The organism is Nostoc sp. C96 (assembly GCF_059384975.1).
This window is the reverse complement of record NZ_CM182020.1, coordinates 3,284,128-3,310,156: the sequence shown is the minus strand read 5'-3', so window position 1 is coordinate 3,310,156 and position 26,029 is coordinate 3,284,128. Positions and strand designations below refer to the sequence as shown.

Here is a 26,029-nt window from a genome sequence, read left to right as displayed (position 1 = left end):
ATCACATATTCAATACAGTTACTAGCCGCTTTTTAAGCGCTCGTAAACCTATTTTATTAGTAGTTAGTTTAACTATTAATTAAATAGTAAATGCTTATTTAATTTCATATAATTCAATAATTATGGCGGTATTTTCATCGCCTGTTTACTCTATTTTTTTATTGAGCTAGATGATTATTTTATAGTAAATAAATAATGAGTTATCTATCTTTAGATAGTAGATAAACAAGCCAAATTTATCTTATTAAGTTAATAGATTTTGTAAAAACTTACTCCTGTATAGGATGTAATGCAAATATATATATCTACTTAATAGAAGGTATTTGTTTTGCAAAAGTTGAGTTTTTATCATCAAGATGATTGTTTAAAAATCCAGTAATTGATAACATTGAGTCGCTAAAATATGGTGCAACTATATACACCTGATGAGATTGATCAGCTGCAACAAGATATCCCTTATTTAGTTGAAACTTGGAATTGGCTGAGAAGTTTTTTAGCTAAACCTCATCCTGAGTTAGGTAGGAATGGGAATGTTTGTCCATTTATGCCTAAAGCACTAAACTTAAACTGTATTAGGTTGAAAGTTATTCGTTCTAAAAATCTAGATCGGCAGGAAATATCAGATATAGTTTTAAGTTATCGGAATGCTTTTCTAGATTTAGAACCAAAAAACAAAGAAGAATCGATTTATAAAGCGATAATACTCATCTTTCCTGAGATAAAAAATGAAGAAGCGACGATATTAATTGACAGTATCCAAAAGCAACTCAAGCCATTCTTTGTAGAATCAGGATTAATGTTAGGAGAATTTCATAAGCGTAATGAAACGGGTGGATTACACAACCCCAATTTTCGTCCTCTTCGCAGTCCTATTCCAATGTTAGCAATTCGCTTTATGGTTGAGTCTGATCTGCCTTTTCTTCTAAGTGCTGATGATCTATATTCTCAAATTAGATATTTAGAAGCTTATTTAAAACAATTCCGGAAAAAATTCAAAGATGAAAACAAATTTAAAACTGCTTGCCAAGCACTAGATTTAGCAAAAAAACAGATAGCAAAAGAAAATAATCTAATATTCTATGAAATACATCAATAAATATCGAACTTTTTATTAAACTGAGATGAACAATAAGGTCAATACTTTGAGTAATACTGAGACTTTCACATCTTTACAAGAGTGTTACACGACTGAAGTAATTAATACTTCGTCTATGTGTATTCACGAACTATTTGAGCAACAGGTAGAAAGTTCTCCTGATGAAATAGCCGTGGTATTTTTAGACGTGCATAGCGAAGGCACTCAAGTAGGAGCATTCTCCGACTTGAGTGGACTAGTATTAGCTTCTCATTCGCGTAGCGTCTCCGATAAGAGAAGAGTAAATCAGCAACTTACTTATAGGGAGTTAAATCAGCAGGCGAACCAGTTAGCCCATTACCTGCGCTCTTTGGGAGTTGGCCCAGAAGTATTAGTGGGCATTTGTTTAGAACGATCGCTGCAAATGGCGATCGCAATATTAGCAGTTCTCAAAGCTGGAGGTGCTTATGTGCCTTTAGATCCATCCTATCCTTTAGAGCGTTTAGCCTTCATCTTGGAAGATACTCAAGCGCCCATACTACTAACCCAAGAAAAATTCCTCCAGAGCCTACCAAATCACAGTGGCAAAGTAATTTGTCTTGATTCAGATTGGCAGGTAATTGCTCAAAACAGTCAAGAAAACCCAATCAATAAAACTAGTCCTGATAACCTCATATATGTCATCTACACATCTGGTTCCACAGGACAACCAAAGGGTGTAATGATTCCCCACAAAGGCATTTATAATCAGCTTTACTGGCGACAAACGACCTTTAAATTAACAGCCGCAGACAAAGTTTTGCAGACAATTTCTTTTAGCTTTGATCCCTCCGTCTGGCAAATATTCTGGCCATTATGCTTTGGCGCACAGTTAGTCATGGCTCATCCAGAAGGACATCGGGACAGTGCTTATTTAGTTAAAGTAATTTGCGAACAGCAGATTACTGTCATGGCACTGGTACCTTCTATGCTCCAAGTTTTGTTAGAAGAGAAGGGAATTGAAAATTGCCAATGTCTCAGACATATTACCTGTGGCGGCGAAGCTTTACCCGTTGAACTCATAGAGCGTTTCTTTGAGCGCCTGTGCCTGGATAATGTGCTATTTAATTGCTATGGCCCAACAGAAGCTTCCATTGATGCTAGTTTCTGGAAGTGTCAAAGAGGAACGAATTATCTTGTGGCTCCGATTGGTTACCCTATTACCAATACAGAAATTTATATTTTAAATGAGGATTTGCAGCCTGTTGCGATCGGTGAACCGGGTGAACTGTACATTGGTGGAGTTGGTCTAGCGCGGGGCTATCTCAACCGTCCGCAACTAACAGCAGAGAAGTTCATTCCCCACCTTTTTAGCCAAGAACCAGGCGCGCGTTTGTACAAAACTGGAGATTTAGTTAGTTATTTACCAGACAGTAACATTGAATTCCTTGGTCGCATCGACCAACAACTGAAGATTCGCGGCTTTCGCATTGAACTAGGAGAAATCGAAGCCACACTCAACCAGCATCCAGCGCTAAAACAAACCTTGGTAATGGCGAGAGAGGATGTTCCTGGTAACAAGAGACTTGTGGCCTATGTTGTTGCCCATCCAGAACAACTCCCTAGTCAAAGTCAATTGCATCGCTTTTTGCAAGATAAATTGCCTGAGTATATGATACCTGCGACCTTTGTATTTTTGGATGCACTGCCATTAAATCCAAATGGCAAGGTAGACCGTCGCAGCCTACCTGCACCTGAGTCATTTATCCAAAATCTCACAGAATTTATCGCTCCCAGTAACTCATTAGAACTGCAATTGGCCCAGATTTGGCAACAAGTTTTAGGAATTCAATCTCTTGGGGTGAAAGATAATTTTTTTGAGTTGGGTGGAAACTCACTGTTAGCAATGCGGTTATTAATTGAGATTAACCGCAAGTTGGGTAAAAGCTTACCCTTATCTACTTTTTTGATGGCGCAAACAATAGAACAATTAGCTAATGTGTTAACTGACCAAGAAAAATCCATACCGTTTTCATCTTTAGTGCCAATTCAAACCACTGGTACTAAACCACCTCTGTTCTTGGTTCATGCAATGGGAGGTAATGTCCTCTTTTATCGAGACTTGGTCAAGTATTTAGAACCAGATCAACCAGTTTATGGGTTACAAGCACAGGGACTGGATGGGCAACAAACACCTTGTACTTCCATCGTTGAAATGGCATCTCGCTATCTTCAAGAAATCCGCCAGATTCAGAGTCATGGCCCTTATTTTTTAGGAGGCTTTTCATTTGGAGGTATGGTAGCTTTTGAGATGGCTCAACAACTTTATGCTCAAGGAGAAGAAGTTGCTTTTTTGGCTTTGTTAGACACTCCATCTTCACTCTCTGGAAATACTCCAGCCAACCAATTAGGAAAATCTCAGTTTTTTCATTTATTTAAACTTTTAAGTTTGAAACCAAAAGACCAATTAGCTTATCTATGGAACAGGATAAATTGGCATTTTACAGTAGGGAAGGTTAGCATTTTTTATCAGCTTTATCTGCGTTATATCAAACGCTCACCGCTGGACTTGCAACTGTTGGCTGTCACTTGGGCTAATCATCAAGCAGGAATGCTGTATTTACCCTTAATTTATCCTGGTAAATTGACTGTGTTTCGCGCCAGTAAATCAGAAGTAGGTTTAGACATAAAGCCTGATTTGGGATGGAGTGATTTAGCAGCTGGCGGTTTAACAAGCTATGAAATTCCTGGTTCTCATACAACTATGATTCATGAACCAAACGTCAAATTTCTAGCTGAAAAATTAACTATTTGTTTACAACAAGCACGAGCCAGATTACTTAACTTTTCTTAATTGCATAAACTTGATGTCCTCTGATTTCTACTCCATGAGCAATAAGGCATTTTTGCCAACCTTCACGGGTACCAATATCACTTTTTTGCTGGAGTAAACCTAATTCCTGTTCTTGTTGGGTAAGTTTAGCAAATTCTTCATATTGGGGATAGTTAGACATGACAAAGGTTTCTTTACGATGCAGAACAGGTGGGTTTGCCCGATTTGCATAGTCTCGGTGAGTGACGTATAAAGTTTTTAAGTCAATTGTGATGCTGGCTTTTAAGGCTGGATGGGGGTCTGTATCGAAGTCTGGATAAAATAAATAGGATATTTGCGGTTGGTCAAGGTTATATTTGATCAGCGTCGCCCCATCAACACGCCCAATGGTGCGACTGGCGCAACCTTCGTAAATGCGGAGTAAAGGGTCGAGGGCGGCGAGGGCGGAAACATGAACGTAAAGTGCGCCGCGTGTGTGCTTGCCGATTTTGCTTTTTTCACAGGCTGTTTGGACTACTTTTGGTCTACCTAAACTAAATAGTTTTTGGTCGGCGACTTCGCAAGCTTCTTCGTAACTACCGAAGAAAGCTTTAATGTCGTGGCGCATTTCTGGCGCTAGTTGTGAGAATTTGGGGCGTTTATCAAAGTGGGTAAGGGCAAGGTAAACTTGAATATCTAAAGAACGATGATAGGCGATCGCATCCCATTCTGCTTCATCGGTGGCTTGCAGCACAACCGCAAAGGCGCGGCGGAAGTTACCAAATTCGCTTAGTAGTTCTTGTTCGTTGGCTAATTCACCTTTGACAGGTAATCTCCCGCGTTTGGTAAAAAATGCCATCAGCGGTGCAAGTTGTTCTTGATAGTCTTCAAAACGCTTGCTAGGAATGCGAACTCGCGGTGTATAAGTGCGCGAAAAGAAGCGAATGGCTTTGAAACTTTCTTTTTCGGCTTCGTCGCGGAAGACAAAGTAAACACCCAGCGCTATCGGAACTGCATCAACGTTGAGAATTTCATCAATATATTTTTTGAGTTCTGCTTGCTCGTAATATTTTTGAAAGGTATTACGGCTAGTAACAATGCCGTCATTATAAGCGAGTTGCGCTTTGCTAGGAGCATTAATTAATACTTGAGCCGCCACAATTAAAACTTTGCGGGTGAGTTCCCAGGCTTTGATTAAACTTTGGTTGCGTTCTTCTAAATCTTCGATGACGTTGACAACATAACCCAAGTTAACCACATCAGCCGGAGTAATCTGTTGATTGGGGTAGTAGTAAGGATCCCAACCTCCACTGGTATAGCCGAGGTTCCCGACTCGCTGTACATCGCCACCGTAACCGCAGCCGTAGTCAAAAAAAGTTGTGTCCTGATTGATGATTGACCATTCTATGGCTAATCTTACAGGACGAGAGATTTCTGTGCGAGCGATCGCAGCGCGATGACGATCAATTTCTAAGTAGCTCTCCGGCATAATATTCAGTTAACAGTTAACAGTTAACAGTTAACTAATATCCTTTCCATCTTTTATCGCCAGTTCAATTAAATCTTCAATTTTCTTGATATTTGGGTCGCCAGCTAAGTAGCCAATACCACGATGCAAATGTAGGCGGAATTGGGTTGCTAAGGTTTCCTTATCGGTAGGGTAGCCGTCATTATGACAGCGTTGCTTGAGGGCGAGCAGAAGAATATCCGACATTTCGCCACCAAAGACGCGCCAAGTCATTTCTACGTTACTATCTTGGGGAATTGGTACGGGGGAAGGTGGGGTTGTTTCTGCTAGAGAACGACAAAACGCCCAACGGCAAAGAATATTCCATTGGTCAATTTTGGTGTTGCGTTTGAGTTTTTGCAGTTGGTCTTTTGCTGTTTGGGAAAGTTTAATTCTTTCGATTGGAGATTCCATATCTTTTACCAAAAATATTTATTTTCCATCACTGTAGTTTGACGAGTGGATGAGTCGTATTTGAGGAGGTATTCGCGGGCGATCGCTTCATTCTTCCGCAGGGTTTCGACTTCTTTTTTACCAATTTCCGTATCAGTAGAAAGAAGAATTACCTGATGACTGGCGGCGGGGAAGTATTTTTCTACTAGGTTTTGGCGGTGGGAAGAGTCGAGTCTGCCCAGGGGTGTGTCAATGGCTACTGGTAAACGCAAGCCAGAGACTTTGGCGAGTCCCCAAAGAAAGGCGATCGCAAGTAACTGCTTCTCTCCAGCCGAAAGACGATGTTTTGGAACTGGTTTACCATCAAAATCGAACAGAGATAAAGCAAAGGTTTTTGTATCAATAGCGATGCGAAATACTAAATCAGATTTATGCAGTAAATAGAGAAAACAATTTTTCACTTCCTCCTCTAATTTATTTAGCTTCCTTAGCGTTAATTTTTCTCGGAAAACCTTCAGAGTTTCTTGAACTTTAGAAGCTGAAGTAATAATATGTTCTCTATTTTTATGTTTTATACTTTTGTCAGTATAATCGTTTAATTCTTTTTTAGTTATTTCAATAGCATCCGTTAACGCTGCTAATTTCTGTCTTGTTGTTTCATACTTTGCTTTAGCTTGCACAACTTCTTTTTGCGAATCTTCTACAGCATCACGCAGCTTTTTATAAGCTTCTGGTTCTGCTGCTGTCTGCACTTGTCTTTCTAAAGTAATAATTTCTTCTTCCAGGTTTTTGAGATTAACTAAATGCTGTTTGGCATTATTACGCGCATTTTGCAAATGATATCTCACATTATCTAATTGACTCAAGTTTTCCTCATCAGCTAACAACCAAGGTTCTTCAGCTTGCAGTGAACTTGCATATAAACTATCGACATCCTCAGCTAAGAAAGCTTGAATTTTATCAACTTGGTCAGCAGCAATAGTTACCTGAGTTAGCCATTCAAGTAAGCGTTTATCTCGTTCAATTAAAACATCTCTCGCAAGTTGCACCTGTTGATTACGAAATTCACTTGCACCTTGTGTTTGTACTTGAATCAATAAATTAGGAATTAATGCTAAAGGTAAAATATCCGCAGCTAATTCACATAACGACTGTCGAATTGCTTCTAATGCAGAAGTTTTTTTCTTTTGTTTCTCTTCTAACTGACTGCGTTCGGCGGCAATTTTACCACCTTCAGATACAAATTTATCTAAAGCTTCTCGCTGGATATTTTCTAAGGCTTCAACTTGATTTTTTAAATTAGCTAACTCTTGTTCTGTTACTTGATAATCTTCTTGCTGTTGTAATAACCTTTTCTCAATATCTTCAAGATTGGCTAAATCTTTAGTATCCGCCATCTCTCTCCGCTTGCGGGTAATTAAGACATCTAAATCAACTGCTAATTTATCCGCTAATTCTAGCCCTAACAGCCCACGAATAGCTTCTACAACAATTGGTGGTGGTGTTTCTTGTTCTGCTAGTTCTTTTACCTGTTCGCCATCAAATAAAAATAAATTAGAAATTCCTAAAGGTAATAAATTTTCTATATAGTCATCCCAAATATTTACCCAAGACTCTGGCCATGTATCACTATCGCCTAAAATTCCTAGTGTATCTTTACCATCTTTAGGATTTTTTTCCCAATAGCGTACAATACGATATTTGACTGGTTTATCGTCTTCGATATGTTCAAACAGTAATTCTATCCTGGTTTTTTCAGTAGAGTTAGCTTTACTATTAACACATTGAGTCAAAAAATCACTATAGCTCAAATTACCGCGCGTCGAACATTGAGCGCGTTGTCCATATAATGCTAAACGAATAGCATCCATCAGCGTAGTTTTTCCCCCGCCATTCATCCCACCTAATAAAAGAATCGGACGGGGATTTTCTTCAATTCTTGGGTCAAGATTAATTACTTGTTTGCCAGAATAAGGGCCAAAATCTTGTAATACGAGTTCCAAAAATATCATTTGTCTTTATAGATAAAACATCGGTATCGGTCGAGATAGGATTTTTAATCATTCCGGGCGAATTCCATTCGCCCCGTCTTTTTTAACTTAATTGGTCAGAATCTGCCTTGTTAAAATACTCATAACTTCGCCAGGGTTAGAACTAGGTAATAAAGGACTCCACTCGTTAACTTCGGCAAAACCCAGTTTGTATAAAGTCAAAATTATATTGTTAACACCTTTTTTAGAACCATAAATTACAACTTTTACCGACTCTCTATCGGGTGTTGTTTGTATAGAGTCGTTGGTGGAAGCAAACGGTGTGGTGGCTTGACAAGTATCGGCAAGAAAGCTTTTAGTCATTGGAATTTACCTGTTTATTAGCAAGTTTTGATGTTACCTATCGGCAACAAAACTATCTTACACTTATAGTTACCCATCGGTAACATTTACTCTGTTAGAAGCCTTTGACACAATCAAAGGCATGGGAAAAGCAGGTAAAGCACTTAAACAGGTGTTAGAAACATACAGCATCAGCCAAAACAAGTTAGCGGTCACAATGGGAACAGGACGACCAAACGTTCACCGTTGGGTGAATGAAATTAGAGATCCTGTTGCTGATACGCTGTTAGAAATTCGTGATGCACTCAGAAAAATTAACCCAGCAGCAGCAGACGAGTTTATCAGGCTGTACTTAGGAGATGCTAATGATGACCAGCAAGTTTAAGCCTTGGTCTGTTTCTTTTTAAATTTCATATTTGACCAAGTTTTTGCCTTGTCAGCAGATTTTGATTTGTTTTGTGTATCAATTTGTGTATCGGGTGTACTTGGTTGTTTCTCTGGTGCTGAGAAATCGGCTAAAGTTAGTTGTTTAACTTTTTCAATATCACCTTGTTCAACTGCTGTTTTCAAATCTCGTTTTAGACGAGCATTTTTCACTGCTTCATCTTTAGAACGAGAACTGGTAACAAAGCATTGTTCTAAGCTTTCATAAATTCCTATACGACGCGACATTTTCCGAAATTGGCGTTCTGTGTCTAAAAGTTTTGCTATCAGTTCTAAGTGCATCTCATCATCTGTACAGACTTCTTCTAACACAGCCCATTCATCTCTGCCTAATAAGTTAAAATCTGCACCTGGACGCGGATCTTTAAATTCTTCACCTGTAACTTCTTGATGAATGCGGGGTAAGCTGTCGTCAAATTCGTGTTTTTCTTCTAACCAAATTCGGCGAATTGCACTCAATTCTTCTAGGGAGATAAGAGTAATGTCGCGCATATTTTCCGGTGCTGTTTGGCGGATTTGTGTTTGAGCTTGTAACAACCGTCTTAACCAATGTTCACGCCAGTATTTTGTATATGGCCCCGGTATTGGTTCAACAGAGACTTTTCCATCTTTATTGCGTTCAAATAATTGGACTTCTCCCCGACGAAGCCTTCGGAAATCTCTTTTGTCTCTATCATCTTCAGCATCTAATTCATTACGGATATCTAATAAGGGCTGCATCCATTCTTTTTCTTCATCATTCTGGATCATCGCCTGCATAGATTTATCTTGATTAACTAATGTGCAAACCCAGCAGCCAAATCGTGAATCACCACAACTCGGAGTTGAGGTATCTATAACTAAAGGACATTCATTATCTGCTGTTGCACCTCGATATAAACTGAATAATTTTTTATTACTATGTCCCCAAGGATTATCAGATTGGTTCAGGTAAATCCAGACATCATTATTACTCCAATCTTCTATAGGAGTATAAATTAAAGAATTAGGAAGACTAGCATTAGGACTTAAGCGTTCTCTTACTCTACTTGCTTGATGTTTTTTCATAGTGGCAGCACGTTTAGCACTTTCGGCTTTGCGAGTACCCAAAACAAGTATTGTTTCACCGTTGGCTCGAACTATTTCACGAATAAATTGATTAGCTGGATTAATTTTCAACCGAGGCGTACACCAGCGAAACTGATTGCGGGGGGCTGGATAACCTTTACCAATGAGATTTACCCAAAAGGTGTCTTCCACTACTGGGTGTAGTAGATGAGGTTGAATCGGCATTCCTTTTTCTTTTGCAGCCGATTCCAGTTGCTTTATAGATTGACGAACCCATGCGGCAACAATAGGATTTTCTACCTGAGTATCTGTTGTAATTACATGAATTGTTTTAGTTCTTTTTTTTGGAGGCAGAGCAGCGATCGCATTCCAGACAAGTTGCAAAACAGTGCTAGAGTCTTTGCCCCAAGATACGCCAATGATCCAAGGTATAGCATCCAAACAATACAATTCTTGAATTTCAGTGGTAAGAGCTTGGATATCATCTACCAATTCTGCTACAGTACGTGTCTGCTGACCTTTATTTTCTAGTTTTTGTGCTTCAGTCATTGCTTCCTACCTCTGGAAATTTGGGCGTTACCGCTTGTTTACTCTAGTGTATGGAATGCGCGGCTCCCCAAAAAGTTTTTAAAAACTGATTTATTAGTATCTAACTTTTTGGACAATATAGCTAGGTTACAGGACTAAGTTTTTAAAAATTAATATGAGTGACATTGCATCTAACCTCACTACCGATATTGCAAAAGAGTACCTGGAGAGAGAAAACAAGGATAAACAGGTACTAGCTTTACTCCTAGAAAAATTTTTAGAGAAGAAAGACCAAATTCTGGTGCAGAAAACGGAAATGGGCGGAAGTGAAGCCTATATTGGTTCTGTGACTCTGGAATGGTTTGCAAGCCGAGTTCATTTTGCTTCTGGTTTACCTCTGCTGCAAAAAAAATATAATCCAGAGACTGATAATATCGAAATCGATGCAGATAGTATTGATGAAATTCAACAGCGTCCTATTGACTGGTCGCGTCAAGCACCTCTAGTTCAATATTTGGCTGCGAGAAAAAATCATAAGTTTCCCCCAGTTCTCGTAGTAATTAATCAGCCTTGGGTTGATGACTCTAAAGCCTCTGAGTGGGATAGTGAAGAATGCGCTATAAAGTCTACTACCGATTTTACGCCTCTAGATAAAGATGGTAAGGTCGGCTTACTCAATGTTTCTGAAGAAAATGTGACCATTTATGCACTAGATGGTCAACATCGGCTGATGGGAGTTCAGGGTTTAATTGAGTTAATTAAAACTGGCAAACTCCAGCGATATAAAAAAGATAAAACTGCCGATGATAGTTTTATTACTGTCTCAGATTTAATCGAGCAATATCAAGTAGATTCTGCTTATTTGCAAAGCTTACCTAAAGAAAAAATTGGTATTGAATTTATTTGTGCAGTAAATTCTGGAGAAACTCGTAACGAAGCTAGAAGAAGGGTAAGGTCGATTTTTGTTCATGTTAACTTGATGGCTGCACCTTTAACTAAAGGTCAGTTAGCGCAGTTAAATGAAGATGACGGTTTTTCTATTGTGGCGCGAAAAATTGCGGTGACTCATCCACTTTTAGAACAGCGTCCAAATCGAAATCCGCGTGTTAATTGGAATAGTGCAACTGTAGCCACAAATTCTACAGTTTTAACGACATTACAAGCTCTACAAGATATGTCTGAGCGATATATAGGTCAAAAATTTCCTCACTGGAAACCATTGGAAAAAGGTTTGATTCCGATGCGTCCAGAAGACGAAGAAATTGAGCAGGGAATTGCAGAATTTAAAAAGCTATTTGATAACTTGGCTAATTTACCTAGTTACAAGATTTTGGAACATGAAGATACACCAGTTTTACGAAGATTTAGTTTTGAAAAAGGTGGCGGTGAAGCAAATATACTTTTCCGCCCTGTAGCGCAAGTTGCTCTAGCCCAAGCTTTAGGATTTTTAGTATTTAAAAAAGGGGTTTCTCTAACTACTATTTTCAAGAAGTTGAAAAAGTTTGATCAGCAAGGCGGTTTTACTGGGATGGAATATCCTCAGTCTCTTTGGTATGGGGTTTTGTATGACCCTAATAAAAAGCGAGTGCAGGTTTCAGGGAGAGATTTAGCAGCTAAGTTATTGATTTATATTTTGGGCGGACTTCAGGATCAGATGGAAATTGCTGAACTTCGCAAGGCACTGGCTAATGGGAGAACTGTAGAAAATAAAACAATAGGTTTTGACGGTAATTTGGTAGAACTAAAGCAGGTAGGGCTACCACACATTCTTTAATTAAAATTGATTGCTGTTTTCTCGCCTCTCGAAATATTATTATGCTACCCTGATACGTAATGTATAAAGGGAGTCTATTTTGTGGCATGGCTATATGGCAGTGATGCCGTGCAACAGCTAAGTGAAAACGTCGTATTGTATGATTTGGCACAGATGCGTGGAAATAGTGCTGTTTTAAGCCGCATCCCCGATAATATGGGCGGTGTCTACGCTTGGTATCGTCGCTTTGAGATTGATGCTAATGCGATCAATGATCCTGAAGTATTCGTTGATTATATTTTAGGGGAACTTTGTAAGGATCATTCGGCTCCGAGAGAAACAAAACTGCCTCCAGCACACCGGATAAAACTCGAACCAGAGACTTCATTTTCTAAAGAGCTTTTGCTGAAAGAGTTAGCTGCTGATTCGTCATTTCGCCAACTGCTCTTTATGCTTTTAAGCAATTCGCTAATATTTCAGCAGCCATTATATATAGGAAAGGCAACTAATTTATACTCTAGGATTCGCAGTCATATTAGTGAAGGTAGCATTTTACGCGATCGCCTTGCGGATGCTGGACACAAAATTAATAGATGTAGGCTGTTAGTTATTCATACTTCATATAATACAAGCACTGCTCCAGATAGTGTTGATGAAGATGAGGAATTAGATAATCAAATTGAAGAAGACTATGAATGTTCTAAACTCGCTTCAGACAAACTAGTTGAAGATATTTTATCTAGACTATTTCTTCCATCATTTACTCTTAGATACGGTTGAGATCAAATGCTGATATTCTCAAATAATGAAGGAAAATCAAGATTTAATAAACCTCTGTACGGTTTAACTGGTATTTACACTTTATCGGAAGGTGTAGCACTTCCATACGTTCTTTCTTTGGTTGATGTCAACCGAGCTATTGACGAGTTAAAAATAGCTGAACAAATCCCCGCTTCGTTAGATACAAAATGGTCTCTTAAAGAGCTTTTTCAGCGAGAAATTGATGAGAAGAGAGTAGAAGATGACATAGTTAAAGGTTATCTTTTAGATCCAAATAAGCTGAAGTTTTTTAATGCAATTACTATTGTATTGATGCCAAAGGACAGCGATGGTAAGATTCAGAACGCTTTCGATGAGACTACAAACTTAACACCTCCCCCTATACCTTGGGATGGCACAGATCCTGATGACGAACAATGGAAGAATTTCCAAAGTGAGGTTGCGAACTTCGGGGGTGTTCAATTTGTTTCTACTGGAGTTTCTGCTCGGCTGCGTTGGGATGAAGATAGAGTATTAGCAGTAGCAGTAGATGGACAACATCGTCTTTGGGCGCTCCGTACCTTTCGTGAAGATCCCAGGTTTCGAGGTGGTACTCTTCGCACAATTGAGCAACAAACAAAAATACCAATTTTATTTATCTTGCTTCATCCTAGTGCGGGCTTCAAGAATCTTCAGAGTGCTTCTGATTATTCAATCCGGGGAATCGCTCGTGAATTATTCACTGATTTGAATAAGAATGCTAAGACTGTAGATAAGGCTAGAGAGCTTATTCTTGATGACAAAAGCATTAGCGCCCAATGCGTTAGAACTTTATTAACTGAGAGTACAGGGGAAGATGCGAAAGATAAACTTCCTCTTTCTCTAGTACGCTGGCAAGACGACTCAAACCGATTTGATGGCTCCTACTACCTAAATTCACTAGTTCATTTAGACTTGCTGATTTCAGCAGCACTGGATCTGAAACCACCACGCGATCCAATGGAAAAGAAGCAGGTACTAGATTTTATCGAAAGTATTGACTCTGCTCTTGGCACAAGTGAGGAAAAAGTTCAGTACGAGGGACGTACTCTTGAAGAATATTATATAGAAGACTATTGTGACGAAGATGGAAATCCCGTTACACCATTTTCTCGAATACCAGAAAATTACCTTGGCTCTGCAATAGAAGGTTTTAAAGTTAACTTTCGTCCTTGGCTACTCAAACTTTTACTCGAATTTAAGCCATATCGAAACCTGCTCCAGTATGCTCGTGAACATGATTTGATTGAGGGTACTTTTGGTAGCTACCAAGCTCAGACGAGTAAACATAAAGGAATTATTCGAGAGCAAGAAATTGCTAAGGATAGTGATTGGAATAGCCGAGAGATACTCTCGCATCAAGTTGCTATTAATAGCATGAAAGATAATCAATGGGCTTTCAAAGCCATATTCCAGAAAGCTATAGTTCGTCTAGGCAGAATTGTGGAGTTTGATTATAAAGCCAAAGACACAAATTTAGGTAATATCGATAACGTATTAAGTTGCCTAGATAGATTATATGACAAAGGTATTTTAAAAGTGGATGCTAACCTGCCAGATTATCCTTTTCGTTTATGGACATTTATAGCAATAAACCAGGGTACTGACAAAATTAAAGTTGCGAAAACTGTAGAAGATAGAATATTTTCCTTATTGTGCTTGTGGTATTTCGGCTCTCGTAAAGCAGAAATCGACGCTGCAAGAGGTTCTCAAATTTTATCGCGGCGAAAACTACTCAATTTCTTTAGTGCAGATAAAAATAAAGCTGAGTGGGCAGGTTGCACAGATGCTTACAAGGCATTATATAAAGGTTTTGATACTGTTGCTTTTTATGGAAAAGAACATGAAAAAATGAACACTCAACAAAAAGAAGAGATGGTTCGAGATAGGTTCTCTGCTATACTCGCTATTGGTTTGCCAGAATTAAATACTCAATCTTCACTTCTCCAAGTATCAGAGGAAGATGATGAACTTGATAATGAATAAATACATATACTAAAATTCAGTTTTGTTTAGCTTGAACAGAAGGTAATTCACAAGAGAAATTTGCTAAGGTTAAATTCCTCTTCTTCACCTTCATTATTAAATCTTTCAGAACTAAGCATTAATAAAAGCCGCTCGGAATAATCTACTGCTCCACGCAATTCATTCTGTATGATTTCTAGCCCGGCATTAGCATACTCTTCAAAAATATGGATACGTTGCTCGTCAGCAAGATCCTCTTCACTAAGAATCTTAATGTCTTTGGTTTCAGTAATAGCCAATAAATTAATTAACAGAGCAAAACTGTTAGAAAAATAATCCTGCCGCAGTGGTGATATATCTTTAGCAATTCCTTCTATAGGAACTCGTTTTTTATGCTTTGCACCTAAAGCAGCAGCAAATACCATCACTTCTACATAAGTTTGAAAAGGCCCTGTTGTGTCTTTTGAGGCAACTAATGATTTAACTAACTCGGCTTTATCTTTAGCAACCCTGATTCTATTTGCAGCCATTGATTTGAATATTTACGTTGTAGCTATGATAACCGAAAGATAAGATAATCCCTTTCAAGGCAAACAAAAAACGCCCCCCTGAAAAGGAGAGCGTTTTTTATTAATTATTTAGAGACAATCTCTAGAAAATTAACCGTTAATAGCAGGAGCGCTCATTGCAACAGGCTTAACTTCACCAGCAGCTAAGTCTAGGGGGAAGTTGTGAGCGTTACGCTCGTGCATTACTTCCATACCCAAGTTAGCGCGGTTGATGATATCAGCCCAGGTGTTGATAACGCGACCTTGGGAGTCAATCACAGATTGGTTGAAGTTGAAACCGTTCAAGTTGAACGCCATTGTGCTGATACCTAGTGCTGTAAACCAGATACCGACTACAGGCCATGCAGCTAGGAAGAAGTGCAAGGAACGGCTGTTGTTGAAGGACGCGTATTGGAAGATTAAGCGACCGAAGTAACCGTGTGCCGCTACGATGTTGTAGGTTTCCTCTTCCTGACCGAACTTGTAACCGTAGTTTTGAGATTCGGTTTCGGTTGTTTCACGAACCAAGGAAGAAGTTACCAAAGAACCGTGCATTGCGGAGAACAAGGAACCGCCGAATACACCAGCCACACCTAACATGTGGAAGGGGTGCATCAAGATGTTGTGTTCTGCTTGGAACACGATCATGAAGTTGAAGGTTCCAGAGATACCCAAAGGCATACCATCAGAGAAGGAACCTTGTCCGATTGGGTAGATCAAGAATACTGCGGTAGCAGAAGCCAAAGGCGCGGAGTAAGCTACGCAGATCCAAGGACGCATACCTAAGCGGTAGGATAGTTCCCACTGACGACCCATGTAGCAAGCACATCCGATGAGGAAGTGGAAAATTACTAGTTGGTATGGGCCACCGTTGTACAACCACTCATCTAAGGAAGCAGCTTCCCAGATTGGGTAGAAGTGCAAACCGATCGCGTTAGAAGAAGGAACAACTGCACCAGAGATGATGTTGTTTCCGTAGATCAAAGAACCAGCAACAGGTTCACGGATACCATCGATGTCTACTGGAGGAGCAGCGATGAAAGCGATTACAAAGCAGGTGGTTGCGGCCAGCAAGGTTGGAATCATCAACACACCGAACCAACCGACATAAATGCGGTTTTCGGTGCTGGTGATCCAGTTGCAGAACCGTTCCCATACGTTGGCGCTAGAGCGCTGTTGTAAGGTTGTGGTCATTTTCTTATGATTGCTATGTTTCGTTAAATATTGGACAGACAAAACTTTTTATTGCCTGCTGAAATAAGTCTACATGAATTTACTTTAATCGGATGTTTCGCTTAATATTCTGTAATATATTTTTGAATTTTACTCACTTGAATGTAAAGCTTTGACTCGGATTTATAGTAACGATTAACAGCAGCAAAAGCCTTGATTTAAATGAGGTTAAGTGATTTCAATACCTCATAAATTTTATTCCAGCGATCGCTATTTACATAGTTTTACATTTGTTTACAAATTAACTTTAAATTCTCTCATAAAAAATATTTGGTAATTTACATCAAATATTTTCGGTGAATGAGGCAGAAATTTTCAGAATCAACCCATAAACTCAAAGATTTAGCTTAAAAATCAAAATATATATAAGGTAAGCTGCCTTCTGGTGCTAACAACCAGACAATATAAAAGCACAAGGGTACGAAAACCAGCTTAATTGGCCAGTTTAACTCTAGTTTTAATCGACCATTCAACGCGTAGACCAGCCCCATAAAAGCCGCTAAAATCATCAGCATCCAGGTTAGTTGGTAAGGGCTAATAGTTAAAGCTTCTACGTAAACTTTTTGGGCGAACTGTGCATCAGCAGTGTAACCCCAAAGATGTTGAAATACTAAAGAAGAATCTTGGAGATTAGGTAAACGAAACCAAATCCAAGAAGTAAAAACCATCAACTGAGTTAACAGCCAAGCAATAAATATACCAAAAGGGTTTTGCCAGAATTGCGCTATTTTTTCATGCCGATCGCTCAAATCATCTGTTAGGCGATGAACGGCTAAAGCAATTCCGTGGAGAATACCCCAAACAAAGAAACCCCAGGCGGAACCATGCCAAATACCTGCAATTACCATCACAATAAATAAATTCCAGCAGGTACGTATCAAACCACGGCGAGAACCACCTAAGGGAAAGTATACATAGTTACGTAACCAATCACCTAAAGTTATATGCCAGCGCCGCCAAAAATCGGCAATACTGGTGCTGAAATAAGGAAAATCAAAATTTTCTGGCAGAACTAAACCAAACAACAAAGCCGTGCCACGGGCAATGTCTACATAACCATTAAAATCTAAATATAATTGCAAACCATAAGCAAAAGTCGCCAACCAAAGATCACCACTACCTGCGCGTTGCAAATTTCCAAAGCATAAATCTACAAAAATACCTAAATTATCTGCCAAAAGTCCTTTTTTGACTGCACCTCTAGCAATTAACCATAATGCTTCGGCTACTCTCTCAGCGGTGGGAAATTGGAGTGTATTTAGCTGAGTTGCTAAGTTGTGGTAGCGCGTAATTGGCCCGGAAATTAATTTGGCAAAAAACAGTTTGTAGGTAGCAAATTTCAGAAAATGGTCAGTAGCAGGAGCGCCACGATAAACATCTATTAAATAAGCAATACACTCAAAAGTGAAAAATGAAATTCCCAAAGGTGCAATCATTTTAAAAGATGCTTCTGGAGCGTTGGTTTGTATAGGAAAAACTAGGTTTAATATGGGAGAAATATATTTAAAACCTAGCAATAATAAAACATTTAATATGACACCTAGCCATAATAATTTTATTCTACGACTACTCCAATCTGCATTAGCATACTGCCATTCCTCATTAGAAATTTGCCAATCAAGATTATGTTCGCCTGGAGAAGTATTTTTGCCAATTTCTCTACCTAAGCGAAAGTTAATAAAGGTCAATGTGATTAAAAGCGGGATGTATTGAATACTCCATGAAGCATAAAAAGCCAGACTGGCAATTAATAAAGTCCATAATCGCCATTTTTGTTCGGCTACAGTCCAGTAAATACCTAATATACTGAGTAAAAATATGCCGTAGGAAATTGATATAAAGTTCATATTTTAATCATTAGTCAATGGTCATTTGTTATTTGTGATTTTTCATCCTTGTCTCCCCTACCTATTTCGTTGACCAAGGAATTACGGGGTCGATTGCTAGTTTTTTCGAGACTTCGTAAGCACCAAAGCGGTTAAGATGGCTGGGGTCAGAAAAATAATCATTTGTTCTTGGCCAAAGTTGGCTAAAATCTCGATAAATAAAATTAGGATTAGCCGCTAACCGAATCATGTATTGTTGAAATTCTTGCTCATATTTTTTGCGGACTGGATCTAAATACTCAGCCGTGAGAGGCATATTAATAAACACCAGAGGAATTTGCTGCGATTGAGTAAATTTCAAAACTTCTTGGAAGGCTGTATCTTGATTGCCTTCTATATGAAATGATTTATAGTCATTGTCATAATTGCCAGTAACTCTGGGATGTTTTTGATAGTATCGAGCCGGATTAAACCGCACCGATAATGGTAAGAAACCATCAAAATCAACTGCTTGCAGAGAAGCTTCATCTTCGGAACTTTCAGAAATCGATTCAGTTGATGATGTCTCTGGGGAATTGCGATCGCTAATTAATGGCAAACTATCAAATTGCTTATGCAGCAAGGATTTAAGCTGGTTACGATTTTGATAGGTACTAGAAAAAGCAGCTAAAATCTGATTGAAACCATTATTTATAGCTTGATAATTAGTAATTTCATCTGGTTTTTTATCGGGTTTGGGTTTCTCTGGGGATGTTGCCGGATTTTTAGCAGTTTCTTCATCAACAGCAGTGTTTTGGGCTTTTTCTAGGATTTTTTGATAGCCTGGAGAAGCAGCGATCGCATTAAATGTGATATCGTCTCGACCACTATTAAAAGCACGAGAACCATCAGCCCAAAGAATGAGTTTTGGCAGTTCTGTTGGCTCTAGTACTTGACGAATAATAAAATCTACAACTTGGGCTGTCGCACCATTCACACCAAAGTTAAAAACGTCAAGATTGGGATATCCCTGTTTTCCTAACCCTTTGGCTAATGCAGCCGGATCAACTCCCCGCAAAGCCCGCGAAGAACCAATAATTAAGATATCTGGCGGCTTGCCTTTAATATTTAATTGTTGTCGATACAATGCTAGTTGCTCATCTAATTGCCGTGCATTAAAACTTGGCATTTGCGATCGCGCTGCTAATAAAATTGCCGATGCTGTGGCTTTTTCTTTTAGTGGTGCGGCTGTTAAAGCTGTAGACTCAGGATCATCCTCATTGACCGTAAATCCAGAGGCGTTAAAGGCTGAATTTTTGGAACCGGATAATTTTTGCCCAGATGAATTAGCCAAGAATTCTAATTTTTCTTGATGTTTGGCTTTGGCGGGTGCTGGCGGCTTTTGTTCAGCAGATGCAGCAACATTAGTTACCCGTGGTTTATGTGGTAATGTCCGAGCAATCAGTTGACCACTAATCCAATCAGTTTGGAGTGTGAGCAAGAGTCCCAATGTTCCCCAAACTAAAGCAATTTTGAGTCCACCTTGTAAATCAGGATCTGCTACATCTGACTGTCCGACTTCTGTAAATATTTGTGTGCCTAACAATAAATTTTTAAATGTTGTGCTGGTAGTGACAATCCAATCTCGCGCTACTTCTGTGACAAAATTTTGAACTTCTTCTGAGGTTAAATCGGGGCGGAAAATGGGTTCTTGGCTATCTTTAACTATCAGTTCACCCACATATTCAGAAGCCGCAGCAAACTCTGGGGTAGCTTCGGGAACTAAACGTTGGCGCTGCACAAAATCTACGCCATGATGCCAAACTGGTTCTTTATTTCCCGCACGACGACCGTAAACCCTTACCCCGGTGATTCCCGGTAATTTTAACTGGCGGACAAACTGGGTAACTTTATTAGCTACTTGTTTACGGTTGGGACATATAGGCGCATCGCACATAATGTGCAGTAAGTCACCTTTGTGGAGTAAAATGACGCGAATCCCGCCTGTTTTTAAGCGCCATTCTAAATCAGTATTTAATAAGCGTTCTAGTAAAAAATGAGTTGCTGGTTCATCTCCATTGATGGCTAACTCTAAAGCAGAAGTAGCCAAAGCTGGATGTTGCGCCGCAGGTAAAGAAATCCAATCAATCCAAGCTGGTTGCTTTTGGGCGGTTCTTTGCCCGTAAATCGTAGCACCGAGAATACCTTGAGGAGCGATCGCATCTAGATGGGATACGATAATATCGAGACATTTTGTTTTATCGGGTGCAGGTGCATCTTCTAAAGGATCAAAAGCAGGGGAGCAAAAAAGATGCAGAGTGGATTCTTTAAGTGATGCTTGGACAGTGACTTTAAATTCTAATAATACTTCTGTTAATAACCGCGCGATCGCTTGTATATCTCCCCAACGCGCCCATTCTTTGAGCATCACTTCTGGAGGAGTCAAATCTACCCGCAGTACCCAATCATTACTGGTTTCCCCACTAACTTGGGAAGTAATAACTGCATCTTGGTAGCCAGTCAGTTTTAACAGTCTGAGTTTTTGGGCAATTGTTTCTGCCAATAAGGAAGAATCAGGACTGTAGGCAGATTGACAAAAAACCCATAAACGATTTACGGGCGATTGATTTTTGTCTTTGGGTTGGTGCGCCTTAATTTTGACTTGAACGCCCACACCCAAAGAACTAAGAGTTTCACTGAGATAATGAGCGATCGCATTCGGGTCGCCGCGACGGGCTAAACTCTCATTTGAGATAATCATCGCCCCGCCTGGCTTTGATGATTCCGCGTCTTTTAATGCTTGCTCTACCTGTTCTAAATGCTTATCTAATTGATTTAGATGCACCCGATGGCACCATTGGGGACGATTTTCGCCCTTTTTTCGCCCATAAACCAATACTTGGTATATTGAGGGTTGTTCGTTATTCGTTAAGACATCTAAATTAGTTTGCTGGAGTGCGTGGAGTAAATCAGAAAGAGTGCGCCAGCGTTGAGGACACTCGATTGCTTCACAAAGAATATGTAGGTCATTTCCCCGCAACCGGATTTTCACCCCTAAAGTGTTAATCCCTGTTGCTTGGCTTACCCATTGCACTAAAGTTTGCTGGCTATCTGGTAATACTTTTTTCATGGGCAGTTAACTTTACAGGAAGCGAGTATTCGGGGGTATTGCCTGCGCTTGTAAACTAGAACCATAACGTCTATCACATTTTGCTGTTTTTTTTTAACACTTTTGTTACCTTCTGTGCTTGCAAAATAGGCCAAGATAGTCTTATATCGTTGCAAGTCATACAGATTTTGAGTTTCGCGTTTCATTTTCCTCGTTTGCCAACAACCAAAAATTAGCAATGCCTCCTATCACCTCCCAATCTTCACCCAACCCCGAACTAAATCTGGTTTTGTTTAGCATTCCCCAATCTTTTATCCTGGAAATAGGTACAGCGTCCATACTACTGCTGCTGACCACCGAAAAATTCACACTCAAAGCCCTAGAATCTCTAGGGCAAGCTAGTGAAGAATTGTTTCGCGGCGATCGCTTGCCGATTCTTCCCTTTCCCAATCACGATGAATTAACCAATAAAAGCTAAAACTTATACTTAAAAAAATAAATCGCTCATAGAAAACAATGAGCGTAAATCACAAAGTTCAAAAATGTAAACAGTAATTGGCTGTACAAGAGAAGCAAATATGAGTTCGCTTTTATACTCTGTGTCACACGCTGCGAATTATTACCCTGCGTCAGAATTATTTTTACGTCGTCGTCTCCAAATAGTTGAAGAATTATGGGAGAACGTCCTGCGGCAAGAATGTGGTCAGAAAATGGTAGACTTATTGCGGCAGTTGCGAGATTTGTGTTCGCCAGAAGGACAAGCCACAAACGACCAAGCCGCTTCAGCCGTTAAATTGATTGAACAACTAAATATTAATGAAGCGATTCGGGCGGCGCGGGCTTTTGCGCTATACTTCCAGCTAATTAACATCATAGAGCAGGAATACGAGCAAAAGCAGCAATTAACCCGTTATTCAGAAATAGAAACAGAATCTAAGGGCGCAGAAACGGTTTCTGATAGTAGCTACTCTTCCAACGATAAAGAAGATGATGCCTTTGTTAACACAGGTATAGGTTCAGACTTGTTAGCCAAAAATTGGGTTAACAAAATGCACAACAAACAGAAAGGCACTTTTGCCACTCTGTTTCCCCATCTATACGATTTGAATGTACCACCCCAACAAATTCAACGGCTAATTTCGCAGTTGGATGTGCGTTTGGTGTTCACAGCCCACCCCACAGAAATTGTCCGTCACACCATCCGCGATAAACAAAGACAAGTAGTCAATCTTCTCCAACAAATAGATGCGGTAGAAAATCGCGCTGGCGCATATCCTTGGGAATCAGGCGAGTTACGGGAAAAGCTACTAGAAGAAATCCGGCTGTGGTGGCGTACCGATGAACTCCATCAATTCAAACCCACAGTTTTAGATGAAGTAGATTATGCCCTGCACTACTTCCAAGAAGTATTATTTGATGGCATTCCTCAACTGCATAAACGCTTTAAGTATGCTTTGAGTAAAACCTTTGATTGGTTAGAACCACCGCGCAAAAACTTTTGTTCCTTTGGTTCCTGGGTAGGTTCCGATAGAGATGGGAACCCATCAGTCACACCAGAAATTACGTGGAAAACAGCTTGCTATCAGCGCAAAATGGTACTGGAGAGATATATCCAATCAGTGAAAACATTGATTGAGTTATTAAGCATCTCCATGCACTGGAGTGATGTTTTACCTGATTTATTAGAATCGCTGGAATTAGATCAGTCCCAGTTAAGTGATATATATGATGCCCTGGCGTTGCGTTATCGCCAAGAACCTTATCGCTTGAAACTAGCTTATGTACTCAGACGGCTGGAAAATACCCGCGATCGCAATTTAGCATTATATAAACGCGAAACTCCCACCAACGAAGATGCGCCAATGTACCGTTCGGGAGCCGAATTTTTAGCAGAACTGCGGTTAATTCAGCATAATTTAAGCGAAACTGGTCTGAGTTGTCGAGAACTGGATAATCTTATTTGTCAAGTGGAAATCTTTGACTTTAACCTGACACAATTAGATATCCGTCAAGAATCAACCCGTCATTCCGATGCGCTGAATGAGATTTTAGAATATCTGCAAGTTTTACCTCAAGCTTACGACGACCTCACAGAAGAACAGCGCGTGGCTTGGTTAACTTCAGAATTGCAAACCCGCCGTCCGTTGATTCCGGCGGAATTGCCATTTTCTGAAAAAACCAACGATGTAATTGAAACCTTTAGAATTTTGCGATCGCTGCAACAAGAGTTTGGTGTCAATATCTGCCAGACTTATATTATTAGTATGTGTCGTCAAGTCAGCGACGTACTCGAAGTTTTACTCTTAGCCAAAGAAGCGAGATTATTTGACCCAGCTATTGCCGTCGGCACAATTCAAGTTGTACCGTTATTTGAAACCGTAGAAGACTTACAGCGTTCTCGCAGCATCATGCGCCAGCTGTTTGAACTTCCCTTATATCGGGCTTTATTAGCTGGTGGCTACGAAAATATTCAGCAAAGACTAGCTACCCCTGAATCAAATCAACATTCAGTCCTCACCCCCGACTTGCAAGAAGTCATGTTGGGTTATTCCGACAGCAACAAAGACTCCGGCTTCTTAAGCAGCAACTGGGAAATTCATAAAGCCCAAAAATCGTTACAGAAAATTGCTGAAGAATACGGTGTGGACTTGCGGATTTTCCACGGTCGCGGCGGTTCGGTGGGGCGGGGTGGCGGCCCTGCTTACGAAGCGATTTTAGCCCAACCAGGCCACAGTATTAACGGGCGCATTAAAATTACCGAACAAGGCGAAGTGTTAGCCTCGAAATATTCCTTGGTGGATTTAGCTTTATACAACTTAGAAACCGTCACCACCGCCGTTATTCAAGCAAGTTTGTTGCGAACAGGGTTTGATGATATCGAACCCTGGAATGAAATTATGGAAGAACTAGCAGCGCGATCGCGGCAACACTATCGTGCTTTAATCTACGAACAACCAGATTTCATCGACTTCTTCAACCAAGTCACTCCCATTGAAGAAATTAGCCAACTGCAAATTAGTTCCCGTCCCGCGCGACGACCTTCTGGTAAGAAAGATTTAAGCAGTCTACGGGCGATTCCTTGGGTATTTAGCTGGACACAAACGAGAGTTTTGCTACCTTCCTGGTATGGAGTCGGGACAGCATTGCAAGAATTCTTAAATGAAGAACCAGAAGAACACCTCAAATTACTGCGCTACTTTTATATGAAGTGGCCGTTCTTCAAAATGGTGATTTCCAAAGCCGAAATGACCTTGGCTAAAGTAGATATGCAAATGGCGCGACACTACGTCCAGGAATTATCCAACCCAGAAGATCAAGAACGGTTTGAGACAGTTTTCGAGCAAATCGCCAGCGAGTATTATCTCACAAGAGATTTTGTCCTGAAAATTACTGGACACAATCGACTTTTGGATGGTGATCCTGTATTGCAGCGTTCAGTACAATTACGTAACGGGACAATTGTCCCCCTGGGATTCATTCAAGTTTCATTACTCAAGCGCCTGCGCCAAGCCAAAAATACTACAGCTACCTCTGGTGTTATTCACTCCCGTTACAGCAAAGGCGAATTACTCCGAGGCGCACTATTAACCATTAATGGTATCGCTGCGGGAATGAGAAATACAGGTTGATTTCAGAGTCAAGAGTCAATAGTCAAAAGTCCCCAGTCCATTGACTATTGACCCTTAACTAAAAGCAAAATCCTAACCTATACCCTGCTGAGGATAAACCCAACATTGAGTAATCAACACTGTCCTAAGCTTAGTGAGTACGGCTATAAATAACTATTCACTCCGACTAGAACGCGATCGCAAATTACTCAAATTTTTCCACGAATTGGTACTTGTATCAAAACAACGCCAAGAACCATCCTTACTTTCTTGATAACAAAACAAAGTGCGATCACCACTATACAAATTATCGGTTAAATAATATACTAGCCCCCGAAAAGGATAAGTTTTGCGACTTAAACGTTTAGCTACAGCTTGATTTGGACATTCCACAATAAATACTGGTTTTCTGTTCAAGTGAGCTAACGAGAATATACACATACGTAAAATCGCTCTTAGCCAACTTTCAGAATTATCGAAATAATCATCAATAATCCTATTGGTTAGTGCTTTTTCCAGGGTGCGATCGTTGTTTTGAGAAATGTGCGCCTCAGACATAGCCTCACCTATTGCCATACCGATGGTTCGAGGTTAATCCAAAATTTCCCAAAATGCCAAGTCCTGATCCACACTCCACCAGGAACCCCTTATCCTTCCTCACTCCGCGCCCCTTTGCGTTTACCTCCGCGCCCCTTTGCGTTCAAATCACGATCCCAACACTGGTAAAATCTACCCAGAACGAAGAAAGAGCAAATAGCCATGACTGCTGAAACTAATCAAGTAAATTCCTCAACCACAGGTGCAGATGCCATTGATGAAGCGATCGCTAAAGGGATAGATTTTGATGGTACTCCCATTCCTACCGCCAAGCTAGACCTTTATCACCAAGTCATGGGGCTAGAAGCAAATAGACAGCGTAGTGGTGTTTCTAATACCATGCGATCGCGCATTGTCAGAATTGGTGCTAAACATATTCCCCAACCAGAACTCGATCAAAAGCTCACAGAAGCAGGTTTTGCACCTCTCAAAGAAAAAGAAATTGCCTTTTTCTACGGCGGTAAATAGTTAGTTACCTTGAGTGGGTTAACAACA

19 protein-coding genes are annotated in these 26,029 nt (G+C 40.0%); 9 read left to right on the top strand and 10 right to left on the bottom strand.

Features of this window, described 5'->3' with window-relative positions; all coding sequences use genetic code 11:
- Window positions 1-403 precede the first annotated feature (403 nt).
- Both AC504W_RS14060 and AC504W_RS14055 read left to right on the top strand, forming a co-directional pair.
- The gene (locus tag AC504W_RS14060; protein WP_494878450.1) at window positions 404-1,096 is read left to right on the top strand and encodes a DUF6875 domain-containing protein; all 693 of its coding nucleotides are present in this window, start codon (window positions 404-406) and stop codon (window positions 1,094-1,096) included.
- Window positions 1,097-1,121: 25 nt separating this feature from the next.
- On the top strand, window positions 1,122-3,908 hold the full coding sequence (locus AC504W_RS14055) for a non-ribosomal peptide synthetase (RefSeq protein WP_494878449.1): 2,787 nt from the start codon (window positions 1,122-1,124) through the stop codon (window positions 3,906-3,908).
- Here AC504W_RS14055 and AC504W_RS14050 read toward each other — a convergent pair.
- The 4 genes from AC504W_RS14050 to AC504W_RS14035 form a co-directional block, all read right to left on the bottom strand.
- A complete protein-coding gene (locus AC504W_RS14050; protein ID WP_494878448.1) occupies window positions 3,895-5,355 on the bottom strand; it encodes a DNA phosphorothioation-associated putative methyltransferase in 1,461 nt (486 codons plus the stop codon). The two genes, AC504W_RS14055 and AC504W_RS14050, sit on opposite strands and share 14 nt — an antisense overlap.
- Before the next feature lie 30 nt (window positions 5,356-5,385).
- A complete protein-coding gene (dndE, locus tag AC504W_RS14045; protein ID WP_494878446.1) occupies window positions 5,386-5,787 on the bottom strand; it encodes a DNA sulfur modification protein DndE in 402 nt (133 codons plus the stop codon).
- Window positions 5,788-5,792: 5 nt separating this feature from the next.
- Window positions 5,793-7,778, bottom strand: coding sequence for a DNA sulfur modification protein DndD (gene dndD, locus AC504W_RS14040; protein ID WP_494878444.1), 1,986 nt, complete (start codon window positions 7,776-7,778; stop codon window positions 5,793-5,795).
- 87 nt (window positions 7,779-7,865) lie between these two features.
- Window positions 7,866-8,120, bottom strand: coding sequence for a hypothetical protein (locus AC504W_RS14035; RefSeq protein ID WP_494878442.1), 255 nt, complete (start codon window positions 8,118-8,120; stop codon window positions 7,866-7,868).
- A 121-nt stretch (window positions 8,121-8,241) separates the two neighbouring features.
- On the opposite strand from AC504W_RS14035, the gene AC504W_RS14030 reads away from it, so the two are divergent.
- On the top strand, window positions 8,242-8,484 hold the full coding sequence (locus tag AC504W_RS14030; protein WP_494878440.1) for a helix-turn-helix domain-containing protein: 243 nt from the start codon (window positions 8,242-8,244) through the stop codon (window positions 8,482-8,484).
- Here AC504W_RS14030 and dndC read toward each other — a convergent pair.
- Window positions 8,481-10,139, bottom strand: a complete 1,659-nt coding sequence (gene dndC / locus AC504W_RS14025) for a DNA phosphorothioation system sulfurtransferase DndC (protein WP_494878438.1) — start codon at window positions 10,137-10,139, stop codon at window positions 8,481-8,483. The two genes, AC504W_RS14030 and dndC, sit on opposite strands and share 4 nt — an antisense overlap.
- 154 nt (window positions 10,140-10,293) lie before the next feature.
- Between dndC and AC504W_RS14020 the strand changes: the two genes are divergently transcribed.
- From AC504W_RS14020 to AC504W_RS14010, 3 genes are all read left to right on the top strand, one after another.
- Window positions 10,294-11,892 (top strand): DGQHR domain-containing protein, encoded by a 1,599-nt coding sequence (locus AC504W_RS14020; protein WP_494878437.1) that lies wholly within the window; start codon window positions 10,294-10,296, stop codon window positions 11,890-11,892.
- 81 nt (window positions 11,893-11,973) lie between these two features.
- Window positions 11,974-12,651 carry a GIY-YIG nuclease family protein gene (locus AC504W_RS14015; RefSeq protein ID WP_494878435.1) on the top strand — a complete coding sequence of 226 codons (678 nt, stop codon included), beginning with the start codon at window positions 11,974-11,976 and terminating at the stop codon, window positions 12,649-12,651.
- A 6-nt stretch (window positions 12,652-12,657) separates the two neighbouring features.
- Window positions 12,658-14,655: a ParB N-terminal domain-containing protein gene (locus tag AC504W_RS14010; protein ID WP_494878433.1), complete on the top strand. Its 1,998-nt coding sequence runs from the start codon at window positions 12,658-12,660 to the stop codon at window positions 14,653-14,655.
- Between the two features lie 47 nt (window positions 14,656-14,702).
- Here AC504W_RS14010 and AC504W_RS14005 read toward each other — a convergent pair whose 3' ends face one another.
- From AC504W_RS14005 to AC504W_RS13990, 4 genes are all read right to left on the bottom strand, one after another.
- Complete coding sequence (locus AC504W_RS14005) at window positions 14,703-15,164, bottom strand: DNA phosphorothioation-associated protein 4 (RefSeq protein ID WP_494878431.1); 462 nt, start codon at window positions 15,162-15,164, stop codon at window positions 14,703-14,705.
- A 129-nt stretch (window positions 15,165-15,293) separates the two neighbouring features.
- Entirely contained in the window at window positions 15,294-16,376 is a 1,083-nt protein-coding gene (psbA, locus tag AC504W_RS14000; protein WP_494878429.1) for a photosystem II q(b) protein, read from the bottom strand.
- A 386-nt stretch (window positions 16,377-16,762) separates the two neighbouring features.
- On the bottom strand, window positions 16,763-18,262 hold the full coding sequence (locus AC504W_RS13995; RefSeq protein ID WP_494878427.1) for an MBOAT family O-acyltransferase: 1,500 nt from the start codon (window positions 18,260-18,262) through the stop codon (window positions 16,763-16,765).
- Window positions 18,263-18,323: 61 nt separating this feature from the next.
- A complete protein-coding gene (locus tag AC504W_RS13990) occupies window positions 18,324-21,350 on the bottom strand; it encodes a DUF1574 family protein (RefSeq protein WP_494878425.1) in 3,027 nt (1,008 codons plus the stop codon).
- A gap of 217 nt (window positions 21,351-21,567) precedes the next feature.
- On the opposite strand from AC504W_RS13990, the gene AC504W_RS13985 reads away from it, so the two are divergent.
- The gene (locus tag AC504W_RS13985; protein ID WP_494878423.1) at window positions 21,568-21,807 is read left to right on the top strand and encodes a hypothetical protein; all 240 of its coding nucleotides are present in this window, start codon (window positions 21,568-21,570) and stop codon (window positions 21,805-21,807) included.
- 100 nt (window positions 21,808-21,907) lie between these two features.
- Window positions 21,908-24,958, top strand: coding sequence for a phosphoenolpyruvate carboxylase (gene ppc, locus AC504W_RS13980; protein ID WP_494878421.1), 3,051 nt, complete (start codon window positions 21,908-21,910; stop codon window positions 24,956-24,958).
- Window positions 24,959-25,111: 153 nt separating this feature from the next.
- On the opposite strand, the gene AC504W_RS13975 is transcribed toward ppc, so the two are convergent.
- Window positions 25,112-25,495, bottom strand: a complete 384-nt coding sequence (locus AC504W_RS13975; protein WP_494878647.1) for a hypothetical protein — start codon at window positions 25,493-25,495, stop codon at window positions 25,112-25,114.
- A gap of 201 nt (window positions 25,496-25,696) precedes the next feature.
- Here AC504W_RS13975 and AC504W_RS13970 point away from each other — a divergent pair, with 201 nt between their 5' ends.
- Complete coding sequence (locus AC504W_RS13970; protein WP_103126454.1) at window positions 25,697-26,002, top strand: small RNA NsiR4-regulated ssr1528 family protein; 306 nt, start codon at window positions 25,697-25,699, stop codon at window positions 26,000-26,002.
- Window positions 26,003-26,029: the final 27 nt, after the last annotated feature.